Consider the following 15,195-nt stretch of genomic DNA (forward strand, 5'->3'; position numbering starts at 1 on the left):
GCATTGGCGGCTTTAGCCGCCCGACCGCTACGCGGTCGATGTACACCCAAACGGAGTGCTTTGCGCCGCACGGCTGAAATCGGACGTCCGATCAGGCCAGCGATAAAGCCAACATCTGTCCCTCTTGCATAATCACGCGCAAGGTAAAGTTCCTCATCGCGGCTCCAGCGTGGGCGGGACTTCTGTTCATCCGTGCCGGATGTTTTCCAAAAAGACTGGAATAAGCTTGCCGTCCCTGAGAAAGGACGAGGGAAAATCCCTCTCTTGGCTGCTCCGGCAGCTTTGAACATGGTTGGCTCCTGCTCTGCGCATCTGGAATATCTTTTCCCCGTATCATAGGTGTCAGGGGCAAATCACCATATTTTTGCCATTGTGCAATGGCGCACCAATACAGTCCGTTTTCTGTAGTTGTTGATATAGTACCGTTTTTTGTTTCGGCCACCATTTCGGTATGGTCGCCATGTACCCGGCGCATGGCAGAATCACAAAAATCCCACTTCTGAACTTGGTCTTTGCGCGGGTTTGTCGCGTCGAACCGTATTCACATATGGGGGCTTTATTCTGTCTGACATGTTCATAACGAGGGAATATGTCAGGTGTCACAAAGTCAGACTTTGTCCAAAACTGCACGGAGCCCGAAAGAGTGGCTGACGCGCGAGTATGCACAGGATGTGCTTCTTGCAATCAGACTGCCACATGAAGAAGAGCATGCGACACAAGCCCGCCCCCCTGCTTCAGGAGGCGGGCAATGAGACAATCCCCAAGGCTGTGTTCTGCCTTTTTCTGCATGACCATCCTGGCACTCCTGCCAATACAGGCCGGGGCTGCCAGTTCGGGATGTCAGGCTTTGGTACAGGCTGCGGCTACTGGAAAAGCAGCGCAGATCAAAACAGATGACGCGATGATCCAGCAACCTGAGTCCGTGACCAAGTTCACGTGTTTGGATGGTTTCTTTAACGGCATTGGTCTTGATATTTTAACAAATGGTCTGAACCTGGCGGCCATTGCCCAGGCCGCAATGGGCAAAGTCTGCATGGAGCTGACCAACGTCTGGCTGACTTTGGAAAGTGCGGCCCAGTGCGGACTTAATGTGTCCAGTTTCGATGATAATTTCAATCTAGGGCTGGGTCTTGGGTCCATATGTCCAACGCTGAACTTTGGCGGCGGCGGCGATCAACTCATCAACACAGGGGTCAATACTAACGGTAAAAACAGCTACACCGACAATCCGAACACATACGACGTTAACGGAAGCCTCCAGCTTCCTGATGGCTATTCGCTTGGCGATGCTTCGCAGGCTTTCGGCCTGACGGGAGGAAGCTGATGCGCAATTACGCTGCGGCCTTTGTGTTTGGTCTTTTCCTGTGGACAGCGGTGGCGCCCCAACCTGCTTACGCCATGTTTGGCGTGGATACCGCAGCAATTGTCGGCGCGATTACAGCGCTTCAGGGCGCTATGAACAGCGTGATTGCCGAAATGCAGGGCGTTCTTGATGCAGCCCTGGTTGAAATTAACTTCTCTGCTTTGAGCGGCTTTTCCCAGATCACGAACTACCTCAAGGCTCAGGTCGGGGCAAACGAACAGATTGCTGATGCCAACAACATGGTTAATGCCCGCCTGCAGCGTGACGTGATCAACGCGCACATCATGGATGAACATGCGGTTAACCGTCAGGACTGTTTGAATCTTGAGGGTGGGCAGGCCACGATAGTTGCAGCCAGAAAGGCTGAGGACGTTCAGCTGGCCCTTGATGTTGCCAAGGATGCACGAACACGGGCCGCAAGAAACACGCCATCATGGACCGGGGCAGGGCAGGCTTCTCAGGCGAATAACTCCCTGCATTTTTCCAAATACTGTGACGATGCGGAAGCTGAGGCCGGTCTGTGCTCATTGGCCGATACAGACCTTAAAGGGGCGGATCAGGACGCCAGCAGCCTCCTGACACCCCCTGTCTACACTGATCAGAAAGCCATTGATCGGGCCAACGATTACGAAACGACCCTGATCCAGCCAGTGGTGCCGGCCGCCATGCGCGGCAATGCCATTACTACCCCTGAAGGCCAGCAGGCCATGCCGGGGCGGCGGAGTTATAATGCCGCCATCTCCCTTGCTCATGACATTGGCAATGATGTGCTGAGCTGGCGGGCTGGAACTGTCACCCTGACCGCTGCCCAGAAGGCGGAAGCCCAACGAGAAGGCATCTCCCAGACTGACACGGGAAGCTTGTGGGAAGCCACGGAGCTGGAAGTCAACCGTCGTTACTCGGGAACAGACTGGCAGGCTGACTTGCAGGCCATGCCCAGTGAGAAGTCTGTCCTGATCCAGATCGCTTTGCTGGACTCACAGCGCAATTGGCTCCTCTGGCAGCAGTTAAAGCTCCAGCAGAAGACCGCGCTCGTGTCCGCAAAACGCCTTGCTCTTGAGGCGGATGCCAGCCTCAAGCGCTTCACCCCCCTACCTGTCCCCAATCCATAATTTTAACTGGAGGATCATAATGTCCGGAACACTGTCAATGACACCTTCAACCTCGATTTCTGCCTTGCTGGGTAATCTCCACCAGCAGCAGGAACAGGTTCCTGCTGACCAGCGTGGTCTGGCCAGGGAACTGGAGAATTTGCGCACCCAACTCGAAGCCAACCCTGCACTTGAATCCGATCACGCCTACCTGACGCAGGTTGCATGGCTGGTTCAGGACTGGTCCAAGTTTAGTGGAACGAACCAGACCCCAGCGTTGTCCCCTGTCTTGCAGGCCGGGCTGCAACAGATGTCCAATCACTACCCCGGCCTTGAGAACAATGACCTGCATCAGCTGCTTGCACACACGCCTGACATGCATGACCAGCGACTTGTCTCGGATATTCGAAGCACAGCGATGGAGGTGGCCAGCATGTCTCCAGAGACGCAGGCAGCCACGCTGGTAGGGATGGCCACAGCAAATCTTGTTAACCGTGTTATGGAAGCTGGAACACAACTGGAGGTTGAGGCGCCGCCTCCCTCACAGAACAGCCCGGATCCATCAACTCAGGGAAATCGCGCTCAACAGGAACAGGCACATAGCGAGGACAATCCAGAACAAGCGAATAAAACCCTGAGTGAACAGGAAGATCAAAGTGTTCGCGAAGAGGATGCCAACAAAGCGCGTAAAACAGAGCAGCAAAAACCTGTCATTGACTCAAACTCAACGTCACAAGAGCGCGGGGATGAGCAAAAGGATCAGGAGCATTCCAAGCCTCAGCCGGCAAAGAAACAAAACAGCGAGCAACAAGCGCAACCAGTTCAACAGGGTTCAGCACCAGCACCCGGCGGTCCGGTGTCTCCCTCTCAGGGATCTTTGATGTCGCAAACCGCCAGCCGCTTTGCGAACTGGACTGGTGGAATGCAAGCTAAGGCCGACGCACGGCGGATAGATAAACTGGTTCGGGATATTGATGCGAATATCTCTCAGACCAGAACCTATCATCAGGGCCTCAAAGAGAAGGCCGCTCCGTTTTTTGAAAAACTGGAAAAGACAGCCAGGCAGGAAAAAACTACTGTTCAGGCCATTCTTATGGAAACGGGACCGGGCGGCAAACACGAAGACCTGGGGCAGGAATTCTATAAGGAAAGAAACAATAATCCTGAGGTCCGAAAGGTCTATGAGAATTTGACCGGTTCGCTGAGCGATATGGCGAAAAATATTCTCTCGCTCCGTTCAGAGGCCGGGCAACGTAACGCGTCTGAGGATCCGGCAGTCAAAATGGCCGAACAACGGGCGGGAGCACTCGGACTGGAGGTGGAAGACGTGCCAGGGCTTGAGCCTGGTAAGAACCTCGTCCAGTCCATCGGTGAAGTTGTTGAAAAACTGGTGCAAAAAGCAAAAGTTTTTTTGGGAATAGACAATGATATAATACCACCACATAGGGATTGAGGCATGCGTAATGTTCTCGTGACACGGTGGGTCGGGCTTTTGCTCGGCCTGCTCCCGTTTGTGTGGGTTTTCTCCGCCTCGGCTCATGCCGAGGTGAATCTTTCCAGCGTTTCATGGGCAACGCTTCAGGCGAATGACGATATTACTGCCCAGATACTGGACAGTATTTTCCCTATGGATGGGACCACGCAAACGACCACAGGGCTGATGCTGCAATGGTTCACGGCCTATGTTGCATTAATTGCGTCTGTTTGGATTTTTTACTCGATTATCATTCAAATCCATAAAACGGCTGAGAGTGGAAAAGTGTTCTCAGCCAGTTTTTCTGGATGGGTCCCGATCCGGGTGATTGGCGCCATCATCATGATGTTTCCGGTCACGTCAAACGGTGGTTACTCTCTTGGCCAGACACTGATCATGCGCAGTGCCAAAGCAAGCATCGGCATGGCCAGAACGCTCAAAGATGTTGTGGTGGATAATGTCGGGCCAAAAGCGCTTCCTTTATCCACCCCGATCATCCCTGGGTCGCGTCAGATTGTTCAGGGGATCATTAACAGTGAATTATGCCGCAGTCTGATCAACAAGGCCTCAAACAACAGCAACCTTGTTCCCGAGCCCACCATCACGGGGGGAGAGGGTATGACCGACCGCGTTACTGTCACTTACGATATGGCCTATGGAGATTCCTTTAACGTTCCTGTTTGTGGTAAAATATCCATGGCTTCACCCAACAGGGCTTTATCGCCACAGTTCAATCTCACAACCATTGATTTTTCTGAAGAAGGGGCGATGCAGCTTTCTGCCCTGCGGCAGGTTATCAGCCATATTCGTCCCAGTGTTGATCGTATCGCCACTTCGATGTGGCAAACTCGGGATATGACAGTCCTCAAATCTCTGGATAGTGTTTTCACGACCCAAAGCACATTTTTCTCCGCTCAGCTCACAGCGATCGCCTCTTCGGCCGTTTCCAAAATCAGACAGGCAGGCAGTAATAGCGGGAACAATGATTCCGGCGTGACATTGCTCAAAAACATGGGCTGGACTGGTCTGGGCGCCTACTATCTGGAAATTTCGAGGCTGAACTCTGAAGTCCAGTCCGTTGCTGCCATCACACCGTCGACACAACGTCCGTCGTGGCAAGGCACGGGGTCCTACCTGCAGAGTGATCTTACCCCGTTTTTTATGGCCATAAACGGATATATGGCCAAGCAGGATGAGATGCTGGCGGCGAGCGACGAGGCCTATGCGCCATCGGCATCCCCCAGAATGTTTGAAAACGCGACAATCTCTCAGGAACCCATGGGACTACTGGATAAGGTACTCAGGTATATGGGCCTGTCAGAAGCGACATTCCGGGCGATTATGAATTACCTGATCATGCCGAGTTCGGGGTCAGGGTGGACAGACCCTTTGAGTAGCATGATCGGGCTGGGACATTTCCTGATTGATCTCGCATTACTCGTAATCGGAGCATCTGCCATTGCCTCCAGTGCCACGGCTTCTCTCGCGGCAGGGGCTGCAAGTCTGCTGACAGGGGATGTCGCAGGTGCTGCCGCGGGTACTGCCGCTGCGGGGCTCAGCGGTGTTGTTTCAGCGCTTCTGATTCCCATTTTCACCGGGGCATTTCTCTTATTGGGTCCGGGGGTGACACTTGCGTATATTCTTCCAATGACCCCTTGCCTGTTCTGGTATGCAGGGGTGGCCGGATGGCTTGTGATTGTGGTTGAGGCCCTGGTGGCTGCTCCCATCTGGTTTCTGGCGCACATGACCTTTGCTGGGGACGGTGTGCACGGTAAAGGCATCAGGGGTTATGAGGTTCTTTTCTCCATTATCTTCAGGCCATCAATAATGGTGGTTGGCATGATCTGCAGCTACTCGATCTTTTCCGGCTTGTCGTGGATATGGATGAAAAGTTTCGTTGTCGCCGCTGGTTTTGTGTTTGATCATGGCTATCTGATCAATAACCTGATCGGCATTCTGGTTCTGATGTGTCTGTATGTGGGTGCAGAGATGACAACCGCCACACTGTCGTTCCGCCTCATCTCCACGTTACCCCATCATCTGCCTGACATGGCTGGCTTCAGGGCGGTTGGCCGCGTGGATAGTGATGCGTATGTCCAATCGTCACAAGAACCTGCCAAATCAAGTGTTGCTTCACTTGGGGATATCATTAAAAGTGACAACACATTTCCTAATGGAGGTGGCGGTGGTCCCAACGATGGCCCTCCCCCTCCTCCCGGTGGTGCACCCGCAATGGATTCAACAACTGCCGCTCAAATGAGCACGTCATCTTTTAGAGACGCCTGAGTGGAGGCTTATCTTCATGAGTAGTAACTCAATCATCCCGCTCCAGCTCGGCCAGATCCGGAATGCTATTCAACAGCAAGGCCGCAATGGCGTATCTGTGGCTGACTACACCCATGTTGTCAGGCAAAATCAGTCATTGCAGATCAATCTGGCGGATATGACAGCCAACCGGGATGAATTTGCTGCATATGTGGAGGAGCTCAAAAGAAAACTTGATGATGTGCACGATCAGGCCGCAGATTATAACGCCGCGACTCAACGCCGTGAGGTTGCGTGGCAGGAGCTCTCTGACAAACAGGTGCGCGAATACAACGGGTTAGTTGATGAGTATAATGCTCTGGAAGCAAGATTTAATGATGTGGCCAGGAAACACAACGCACTGTTGGAAAAGAACAAAGCTCTCCGAACGGAGAAAGCTGCGCTTGAACAGAAAAATGCAGCTTTGCAGGCCGAACTTGACGCACTGAAGAAAAGCCAGAGCGTATGACACATCGCGTTGTTCTGTTATCGTTGGTCTTGTGTTCGCTGGCGGGCTGCGCACATGGCAACCTTCATACCGGCTCCAGTCGGCCGATAAAACCACCCAAAGTTGCTCAGTCGCTCTACGACCCATATGCACCGTATGGATCCACTCCCGCCCGCTGGGCGCCATCTACAGGAACATATGACGGATCCATCGTAAAACCTGCTGATCCTGTAGATCAGTCCGGTCGGCCGGATTACGAACATGCTCAATGGAGTGTCCAACATTCAGTCCAGCAGGCCGGAACTTTCTGAGCTACAATGCGCGGTTAAGCCCGATATCCTCATGCGCTCACGGATTACCGCATGATCTTCGATACAGAAACTGATACTCTCACCTTCCGGCAGAGAGAAAGCCGGGCAGCTCGTAAAGGAACCACCTCATGAGTCCCGCCCCGATTACACATCATGATGATGATGCTGAAACAGCGGCTTTCATAGAAGCTGTGCAGGAAGGTATTGCCGACGCAGATGCAGGTCATACGGTTCCATATTCTGCCGTTCGGGAATGGCTCCTGTCCTGGGGGACTGAACACAAAAAGCCACCCCCCAATTGCGAATGAGCACGACGTTTGCCATCCAGTTCACCCGCAGTGCCCTCAATGATATTCGGCGGATTGAAAGCCACATAGGCGAAGAAAACCCCGCAGCAGCAAGCCGGGTTGCTATCCAGATTGTCGCTACATGCGACCGCCTTGAATACCTTCCAGAGCGTGGCCGCCCCGGCCTCGTCTCTGGCACGCGTGAGCTGGTTTCGTGCTGGCCATATGTGATCGTCTATCGCATTTCCTGCTCTTCCGTCGAAATCCTGCGGATCTGGCATAGTGCCCAGGACCGTTAAGAATGTTGACCACTCTGGGCCTCATGTTTGAGCCAGCGTCAGGCGGCTCAAACATGGGCATATCCAGAAGCATCCTGCAACGCGCCACTCCCAAGGGAAATCTTAGCGTCTCAGCCTCTGGTTCAGTTGTGATTTCATCGAGGCCAGAGGTTTCGCCCATCGGCTATATACTCTGAGAAGGACCCGGGGCGGCCGTTACGGATTGTCCAATTGGAAAAACTGAAAAAAACAAACTGCCCACTCAGCATACAGACCAAAGCAGAGATCTGTATGCAAACCGGGCCGAGTATGGATTGTCCTTCCCAGAAAACCTCATAGAACCAAATTGTCACGAACATCATCAACAATGACCCGCAGAATATGCCGTAATTACGGGTTCTGTATCGTGCGGCTCCTCTTTGTGTCTGATCTTGCAGGATAGCTTGCGGGGATGTCGTATCTGCTTCAGTTGCGTGTTCTGGCAGATGTCGCACCAGTTCAGAGCCACTTCGGAAGAGGCTGATGCCTCGGGCTAGCGGTGAATAAAGAGGGTAGGACAGCCAAACGATCATACGGCTGATCCGTTTGCGCGGCTTGCTGTTTTTCATGACTTAAGGCTCGCGATAAACTGGTCTAGATGATCAGGCAGGCCCGATTGGACATGCGAAGTCCCCTGCTTGTCCTGCCATACGATGGTCGGTGTACCTCTCAGACCAATCATATGTGCTTTTTGCAGGTTGAGCTGGAGCTTGGCCCCTGACGCCTCTGTCAGAGTGAGATCTGAGGGCGCGTGGTTCTGAACGATGATCTGTCGCCAGATATCAATCATCTGCTCCTGTCCAACGCTCAACATAGCCTGAGCCGCAGGTGTACTGGCATGATTGTTTTCATAGTCATTGATGGAGATCGGGACGATGGCGATCTGGACCTGTCCACTGTCTACATAGGACTGAAGGCTCTGCAAGGACCTGATTGACCAGGGGCAAAGAGGATCGACAATCATGTAAAGGCGAGGAGCATCCGCGTGGCCATAAAGACCGTAACTGGCGGACGCGACAATGTTTGTCGCATCGGTATGCGCCGCATTCGGATGTTCAGTTTGTCCAACTCCCGGGTTCGCCGTGTTGGTATGTCCAGGCTGCCAGTTAATGGTCGGAATAACCCCCTGTATCATGGCCACCGTATCCCGCGTGATGTTATGGCCCGAGGCATCCCACATCACGCCACCGATTTCGGCCTGCATATCTGGGGTCAGGTAAAAGGTTCTGAAAGTCTGGCCTTTTTTAGCAAAAATTCCCCGGAGCCCGTGATTGGACATCGCGTCACCGATCTCCCAGAGTGCGGCGCCATTGCTCGAAATTCGCTGTAACGCAGGGCTTCTGCCGATATCCTCTGCGCTCAACCGCCGTGGTTGAGCCTGCGTGTTATGCTCTGGCACGATGACGGCCGTAGGAGAGGGCGGTTCCACAGGCGGTGGTGCTGGACATTGACCCGCCATTGCGATGTGGGGCGCAAGAAGCAAAGAGGTGGCCAACAGAAAGTGTCTCATGGGATATCTCCTTTAAGACCATTCTGTCAGATGCGTTTGTGAATGCGGAAAGAACAAAACGTGAATATCTTTATTCACATATGCTTATGGGATGATGGTCTTAGACGACTGACAACATTGAAGGACAACGAGTCATGAATGGATACATCAGGATCGCAGCCGCAATTGGAGTGCTGGGGTTCAGTACGCCTGCTTTTGCCCAACATCTTTCCGCAACAGATCTCGATCGCCTGTCACAGGAGCGACAGGAGGACATTGGTACCCGCAACTGGGGACCACCTGTAAACCCACCAGCACAGGCCAGCACGGAGAAACCTCTCCCCATGCCCGCCACCTGCATGAGTCCGGCAAGTGAGACGAGCCCTCTGTATGCTGCTCCTAACGTCCATGCCAGGAAAGTGGGGCAGGCTGGTTTTCAGCTGGCAGTGACCGACAACGAAGTCAAAGGCTGGCGACAGGTTCTCCTCAATGGGATTCATACGGCATGGATACCGTCATCGGAACTTGGTCCATACAAACCCCTGAATCCTGAACACCCCGTGGGCTGTGTCGTGACGGGGGAACGGGCTGATGGGACAGTCCTCTTCACCCACCCCGACCAGTAAGATCATTCTTATGCACCCTGCACGCATGGCAGGCCCTGCGTTGCTGCTGGTGGTATGTGCTTTGTCGCATGCCGCCAGAGCAAGCGGATATGAGCAGATTGTCCCAAGCATACGCGAAACAGGAGCACCTACGTTTGTGTACTCTGGCGGTGGCGGAACATCAGGCGAGGCCAGTGCGACATCCCAGACCTCCAGCTATACCGGGGCGTGGGGCGATACTGACGCCATGGCGTCCCTTTTGAAGCAGACTTACGGTTCAGATGCTGTTGCAGCAGCAAAGGCGGCCGGGATTAACCCCGACACACTTGCAGCCTTTGGACAGATAGAAAGTCACTATCAGAATACAGGGAATGCGACGTCTTCAGCTCAGGGTGTGTGGCAGATTACTAACGGCACCTGGGAGGAATATGCCGCGAAAGCCGGCGTGAGTGATGCGCAGAGAAATGATCCCGCGGCACAGGCAAAAGTGGCCAGTGCCATTATCAGTGACTATGCGACATCTGTCTCGCGGAGCACCCATAACTCTGTGACTGGGGCTCAGGCCTATGGTGCTTATATGTTCGGGCCATCCGCCGGGTCACAGATGGCGGTTGAGTCTAACTCTTCCCGCCCGTTGAGCGACTTTGTTTCTGCCAAAACCCTTGCCGCCAACAATATGAGCAACTGGACCGTTGGTCAGTATTACGCAACCGTCTCTCAGAGAATGGGTACGGGTGCGTCTGAAGCGGTCACAACATCATGATGTCCTATCCGCAGATCACGCATCACACAGACTCCGTGAAGATTTTTACCAAATCAGCGCGGTCAAGTCTGTGCAATATCAATAATTTAGGTCATGAGTGTCTATTGGTCTGCGCGGGCTCAGAGTCAGAGTCCCACAGGCATAACAGAGGGCCGCCGTTCAGATGACGTAAGCACCAAAAAGGAAACCCTGCCTCTCCCGGTCGGCAAACCGGAAAAGCCAGGGCACCAAAGAAACTCTGTTGTGAGGGGACATCTCAATTACCTCCCCTTATAGCGCCACCCGTTTTTGAACGCAAGTGAATTGCGAACGGGGAAGGTTTGTCTGGTGTCATCGGCATGAGGTGTTGATCTAACCCACATTGCTGGAGCCACGACCAGTGCTTCCACTTCATACTGAGACCCCCTGCGTGCTCCGCAGGCGCGGCAAGCGCACTCTGACGCCTGCCATGCTTGAGGCACGAGACGAGCTGATGCAGCCTCCACCGGACTGCCCGGAGAAGTACGCGCTCCTTAACGTGCTGCGTGCGCTTCCCCGTGCGCTCGGCTTGAGCCGGAATGCCTATCTTCTGCTGTTACGCATGGTGGAGAAGACCCCGACGGAGAGTTGGGAGATGCTCAAAACACCGTTCATCTATGCCCACAACAGCACTCTGATGTCCTGGACGGGGCTCTCGCTCACGGCTCTGCGTCGTGCGGTCCGGGAGCTGGCCGAGGCCAAGATGCTCGTGCCCTGTGACGGCCGGAATGGGCAGAGAGGCAAGCGCTGGCAAGGAGCTGAAGGGGAAATACAGGTCGGTTTCAATCTTGGCGCGCTGCGGTACCGCTGGCCGGGTATTCTGGGAAAGCTGGAGGAAGAGAAGCGCCGCCGCTCTCAGGTGAGTTTTCTGCGTGATGCGATTGCTGATTTGAATGAAACGGTTCGCCAGTCGGCCGATGCGTCAGGAGATCAGGCAGTAGCCATGGAAGCTGCCCGGATCATGCGCCTACGCCGTGGTACTGAGCAGACCGAGACCCTGACTGCTTATTATGATGCCATGAAGGCTCTATTCGCGAATGTTCAGATGGCGGGCAAACCTGTGGATAAGGTGCCGGAAAACAGCTCTGAACCTGTCCATAATGCTTCAAAATGTACCCCAGAAGTGGCACCCATGGATGCTCAGACTGGCACCCACTATACAGAGAGAAAAAACAATCAAACCTTAGATGTTGATGTAGTAGCGCCCAAAAGGCGCAATCGCATTGAAACAATGCGGTGTGCAGGGCAGGAGGCTCCGACTGACCTGGGAGAGAACCGTGAGAGATCGGCGCTGCGTGGTTTCAGGGGAACTGCAATGTTCTATCTATCCGTCTGTCCGGATTTGCGTGACTTATGTCCAACGTCCACACCGAACAGAGACGAACTTGCAGATGCTGCCGAGCAGCTCTCCGGTCAGATCGGCATCAGCTTCCAGTCATGGCGTGTTGGGTGCGCCATTCTGGGTAAATTTGAAGCCGCAGTCGCCGTTATTGTCATGGCAGCGCGCCGGGATCATGGTGAGAGTATCCGCCACCCTGACGCGTATTTCCGCTCGCTCGTGGATAGAGGGGCACGCAACACACTGTTCCTTGACCGCAGTCTGTATGCGCTCCGTGATATCCATGGTGTCGAGCGAGTGGACATGGCGCCAGTGCCCCCAAAAATGCAGCGCCTGAAGTCTGGAAGACGAGGAGATGTCAGACCATGATTCCTCTGTGCATCCCAAAAGGCCATGCTGGCCGACTGAAAGCTCTTGGTGCGTTCTGGAACCACGAAATCGGCGGTCTCGTGGTGGATGCCGTATCTCCAGCGTTTCAGGAAATTGACGCTCTACGTGAGTATCTTCCCTATCGTTACCGCTCGGATCGGCATCCACCCTATGTTCGTCCATGGATGGTACCGCAGCCTTTATGGGGATGGAACCTTCGCGCATTACTGGCACGGGGAAATTGGGATGTGGTCCGGCGCTGGGCCTATGAGCGCAGTGGACATCGGTGTCGTATCTGCGGCCTTCAGGGTGAAAAACATCCTGTCGAGGCGGATGAAGGCTGGGCTTATGATGACAACCGCAAGATACAGACCCTCAAAGGGGTGATTGGACTTTGCCCACGCTGCCATGAAGTGCGCCACTGGGGAAGAACAATGGCCACCGGTCGGGAAGAGCAGGGGCTTGAGTGGATGATGACCATCAATGGCTGGAGCCGTTCCGAGGCACAGAGCTGCGCACAACTCGCTCTAAAGCAGTGGCAGGAACGTAGCCGGTGGAAATGGACGTGCGATGTGAGCTGGGTTGAACGGCAGTTTGGTTTTACGATCAGTGCAGAAGGACCAGCGAATGCCGGCTCTGCCCAGAAGACGCTGGAACAACTGGCGCGACGGACCTATTCTCGTTCGTGATGCAGAAAAGAGGATTCATGTCGGATCAGGTTTCTACTCTGGGAACATCCCTTCGCCGCCTGGGGCGCGAACGCCAGCAGGAGAAAACTGTTGAGGCTGTCATCCAGCTTGCGCCGTCTTATGAATCGGTGGCCGCATTCCTGAAAGATGCCGGGATTAGCAAGCCCAGATCTGCGGCCGGGATACAAAGAAGTGCGCGTCAGGCGATCAAGGTTCTTATCGCCGGGTATGACGTTGAGAATGCTGAAGAGATGGAGATCTGGCTACGCGCGGATCTTCAGGGGATCGTTGATGCTTCGCTGGAGATGATGACATCTGCCAGAGACGAAGTGTTTCAGGTTGAGCAGATTACGGCTCAGACCAGTATTGAGCAGCGCCTTGGTGATGTGAGTTTTCGGGAAAAAAGAAAGACGGCCGGGCTTATGCTGGATCAGGCCTGGTTTGCCGGACAATGGGTCACTGGCGCATGGGAGGCCTGTACTGGTGCGCTGGAAAAAGAGCGAAAGAGGTCAACAGAGACTGCGCGTTTAGGCCCGGCTTCCCATGCGACAAAACCTTTTGTTTCATCAGGTGAAAACGTGGTGATGCTGGCCGCATGGAAACAAGCTTTGTCGACGGGACAGCCGGAATAGGATTTTCGTCCATTCACAAGTGAGCCTTGCATACTAATGTTGGAACTTTGTCGATGGGACGGAGACCGATAGAGGGTATGCGTGATGGACAGTTTTTTAATTATCCCAATTATTTGCAACTGATCAGTAGTGGTCATTGGAGCATTTCAATCGAGTGTCGCTATTTGTAAGTCTTCGGGTCATACGTGCTGGACTTGTGGATTCAGATCAAATGGATTGAGCAAGTCTACGTCCCGACCGGTAAAATCCTTTACATTGCGCGTTACGACAATCAAACCGTGAATGCGTGCGGTTGCTGCAAGCACTACATCACAGTAGTTTTTGCTCTTGGCGCCCAACATACGGGCAACCTCGGCAGATATTGCCATTGTGATCGGCACTTGCCGGTCCTCAAAATCTTGCTCGAACCGGTCCAAAGCTGCAAGATAATTGGCGACCTGTGATGTATCCTGATTTTTTCTAATGAGGTCGGCTAGTTGTTTTTCCCGCCCGTGCCGCATCTCCTGATAGACGATCGGACTAATCCGATATTGATCGTCATCTACTGTGTCCAACCATGCCTTGACATTGGCATTCCCTTTGCTGCCCATTGCGCTAAAGACGTTTGTGTCAATAAGATACAGAAGCCGCGACATGAACTCAGGCATCAGACCCAGTCTCTATGACGTCAAAAACACCCATATCCGCCAATGAGTCAGCGGCCCGCCGGAAGCTCCGGGACGGATACGGACGACCTGCTTTCGGATAGGCCGCTGCGTAGGCGATCGCGGCTTGAACCTGATCTTTGGAGAGTGTCGGATAATCCGCCAGAATATGTTCTAGAGTCTGCCCTTGCGTCAGAGCGGCGATCCGATAAGCCGAAATGTCCGTGCCCTTGATGACAGGATCGGATCCATCCTGCTCCATTATTTCTTTTTTGGCGTCATGGAGCTGTTTGTATCTGTCAATAAAGCCCTTCTGAATATCCGTGAGACTGACTTTGAACAGACCAAACTCTATGGTCTGCTGTTTTGCGGACTTTCTCTTGAATGCCTGATATAGTTTCTTGCGCCCTGCTGGCGTTAAATCCGCGTGCATCTGCTTTTCCAAGGCCAGAAACAGAAGCTCGGACATGCCGATTTTCCGAGCTGGTCGTCGTAAGCGTAGAGTGTGCCGCGTTTCTGCGGGATCGCTGACTCTTTCGACCTCACCGCGATCAATGGCCCGGTTGATTTCCTTTTCGGACATGTCGATCAGAAATTGCGCTTCGCGAACGGTGACGGGCTGGATATCTACCATCTGTACCTCCAATCAATCCCAAAATAGGGATTGATTAAAAGATTTGCAAGTCGAATGTAGCAACAGGCAATGAGCCACCGCGAACTATCACCGGGGTAAAGGTTGAAACGTTTCAATCGGCAAAGCAACAATCAGATCATCAGGACCAAACCCATTGCCAAACGAGGTCGCCACGGTAATCGGACAAGCCATGCACGAGGCTAATCGATGCTTCCCAACCTCGACCATACAGTCGGCACCAGAATTTACCCCATAATACAAATTAAGTTGGTACATTCTATTAAGGGGGAGAACGTCAAATAGAACATTTCTGCTTTTTTGAGGGTGAAAATTCTAACTTTGCCCGGGTACATATTAATCGCGTAATATATCTTATGCCAACAAAATTGAAGCGAAGCTATTGATTAAATGTGCTCAC

The 15,195-nt window shown here is 53.4% G+C and carries 17 protein-coding genes; 12 read left to right on the top strand and 5 right to left on the bottom strand.

What is annotated here, in order from left to right; genetic code table 11:
- Positions 1-290 (bottom strand): hypothetical protein (locus tag ABF979_RS13145; RefSeq protein WP_415429913.1); only part of this gene is annotated, 290 nt, incomplete at its 3' end.
- A 458-nt stretch (positions 291-748) separates the two neighbouring features.
- On the opposite strand from ABF979_RS13145, the gene ABF979_RS13150 reads away from it, so the two are divergent.
- On the top strand, positions 749-1,324 hold the full coding sequence (locus tag ABF979_RS13150; protein ID WP_275177868.1) for a hypothetical protein: 576 nt from the start codon (positions 749-751) through the stop codon (positions 1,322-1,324).
- A complete protein-coding gene (locus tag ABF979_RS13155; RefSeq protein WP_415429912.1) occupies positions 1,324-2,475 on the top strand; it encodes a hypothetical protein in 1,152 nt (383 codons plus the stop codon). The genes ABF979_RS13150 and ABF979_RS13155 overlap by 1 nt, the downstream gene beginning before the upstream one ends.
- Positions 2,476-2,521: 46 nt before the next feature.
- On the opposite strand, the gene ABF979_RS13160 is transcribed toward ABF979_RS13155, so the two are convergent.
- On the bottom strand, positions 2,522-2,806 hold the full coding sequence (locus ABF979_RS13160; RefSeq protein ID WP_415560298.1) for a hypothetical protein: 285 nt from the start codon (positions 2,804-2,806) through the stop codon (positions 2,522-2,524).
- Positions 2,807-2,887: 81 nt separating this feature from the next.
- On the opposite strand from ABF979_RS13160, the gene ABF979_RS13165 reads away from it, so the two are divergent.
- The 5 genes from ABF979_RS13165 (at position 2,888) to ABF979_RS13185 (ending at position 7,577) form a co-directional block, all read left to right on the top strand.
- Positions 2,888-3,907, top strand: a complete 1,020-nt coding sequence (locus ABF979_RS13165) for a hypothetical protein (protein WP_415560300.1) — start codon at positions 2,888-2,890, stop codon at positions 3,905-3,907.
- Between the two features lie 3 nt (positions 3,908-3,910).
- Positions 3,911-6,214: a DotA/TraY family protein gene (locus tag ABF979_RS13170; RefSeq protein ID WP_415429910.1), complete on the top strand. Its 2,304-nt coding sequence runs from the start codon at positions 3,911-3,913 to the stop codon at positions 6,212-6,214.
- Positions 6,215-6,311: 97 nt separating this feature from the next.
- Positions 6,312-6,701: a hypothetical protein gene (locus ABF979_RS13175; RefSeq protein ID WP_415560302.1), complete on the top strand. Its 390-nt coding sequence runs from the start codon at positions 6,312-6,314 to the stop codon at positions 6,699-6,701.
- Positions 6,702-7,119: 418 nt separating this feature from the next.
- Positions 7,120-7,299 (top strand): CopG family transcriptional regulator, encoded by a 180-nt coding sequence (locus ABF979_RS13180; protein WP_275177873.1) that lies wholly within the window; start codon positions 7,120-7,122, stop codon positions 7,297-7,299.
- Positions 7,296-7,577 carry a type II toxin-antitoxin system RelE/ParE family toxin gene (locus ABF979_RS13185; RefSeq protein ID WP_275177874.1) on the top strand — a complete coding sequence of 94 codons (282 nt, stop codon included), beginning with the start codon at positions 7,296-7,298 and terminating at the stop codon, positions 7,575-7,577. The genes ABF979_RS13180 and ABF979_RS13185 overlap by 4 nt, the downstream gene beginning before the upstream one ends.
- Positions 7,578-8,160: 583 nt before the next feature.
- Here ABF979_RS13185 and ABF979_RS13190 read toward each other — a convergent pair.
- The gene (locus ABF979_RS13190) at positions 8,161-9,105 is read right to left on the bottom strand and encodes a DsbC family protein (protein ID WP_275177875.1); all 945 of its coding nucleotides are present in this window, start codon (positions 9,103-9,105) and stop codon (positions 8,161-8,163) included.
- A gap of 134 nt (positions 9,106-9,239) precedes the next feature.
- Between ABF979_RS13190 and ABF979_RS13195 the strand changes: the two genes are divergently transcribed.
- From ABF979_RS13195 to ABF979_RS13215, 5 genes are all read left to right on the top strand, one after another.
- Positions 9,240-9,710, top strand: coding sequence for a hypothetical protein (locus ABF979_RS13195; RefSeq protein WP_095350427.1), 471 nt, complete (start codon positions 9,240-9,242; stop codon positions 9,708-9,710).
- Complete coding sequence (locus ABF979_RS13200) at positions 9,676-10,452, top strand: transglycosylase SLT domain-containing protein (RefSeq protein WP_244896500.1); 777 nt, start codon at positions 9,676-9,678, stop codon at positions 10,450-10,452. Before ABF979_RS13195 ends, ABF979_RS13200 begins: the two co-directional genes overlap by 35 nt.
- A 409-nt stretch (positions 10,453-10,861) precedes the next feature.
- Complete coding sequence (gene repC / locus ABF979_RS13205; RefSeq protein WP_257125312.1) at positions 10,862-12,178, top strand: replication initiation protein RepC; 1,317 nt, start codon at positions 10,862-10,864, stop codon at positions 12,176-12,178.
- Positions 12,175-12,867 (top strand): HNH endonuclease, encoded by a 693-nt coding sequence (locus ABF979_RS13210; protein ID WP_143221944.1) that lies wholly within the window; start codon positions 12,175-12,177, stop codon positions 12,865-12,867. The genes repC and ABF979_RS13210 overlap by 4 nt, the downstream gene beginning before the upstream one ends.
- A gap of 17 nt (positions 12,868-12,884) precedes the next feature.
- Positions 12,885-13,499, top strand: a complete 615-nt coding sequence (locus ABF979_RS13215; RefSeq protein ID WP_098123197.1) for a hypothetical protein — start codon at positions 12,885-12,887, stop codon at positions 13,497-13,499.
- A 179-nt stretch (positions 13,500-13,678) separates the two neighbouring features.
- On the opposite strand, the gene ABF979_RS13220 is transcribed toward ABF979_RS13215, so the two are convergent.
- Together ABF979_RS13220 and ABF979_RS13225 are read right to left on the bottom strand one after the other, a co-directional pair.
- Positions 13,679-14,146, bottom strand: coding sequence for a PIN domain-containing protein (locus ABF979_RS13220; RefSeq protein ID WP_218831238.1), 468 nt, complete (start codon positions 14,144-14,146; stop codon positions 13,679-13,681).
- Positions 14,139-14,777 carry a DUF433 domain-containing protein gene (locus ABF979_RS13225; protein WP_095350432.1) on the bottom strand — a complete coding sequence of 213 codons (639 nt, stop codon included), beginning with the start codon at positions 14,775-14,777 and terminating at the stop codon, positions 14,139-14,141. Before ABF979_RS13225 ends, ABF979_RS13220 begins: the two co-directional genes overlap by 8 nt.
- Positions 14,778-15,195 lie beyond the last annotated feature (418 nt).

This window comes from Gluconobacter sp. (genome assembly GCF_047723935.1).
Lineage (GTDB): Bacteria > Pseudomonadota > Alphaproteobacteria > Acetobacterales > Acetobacteraceae > Gluconobacter.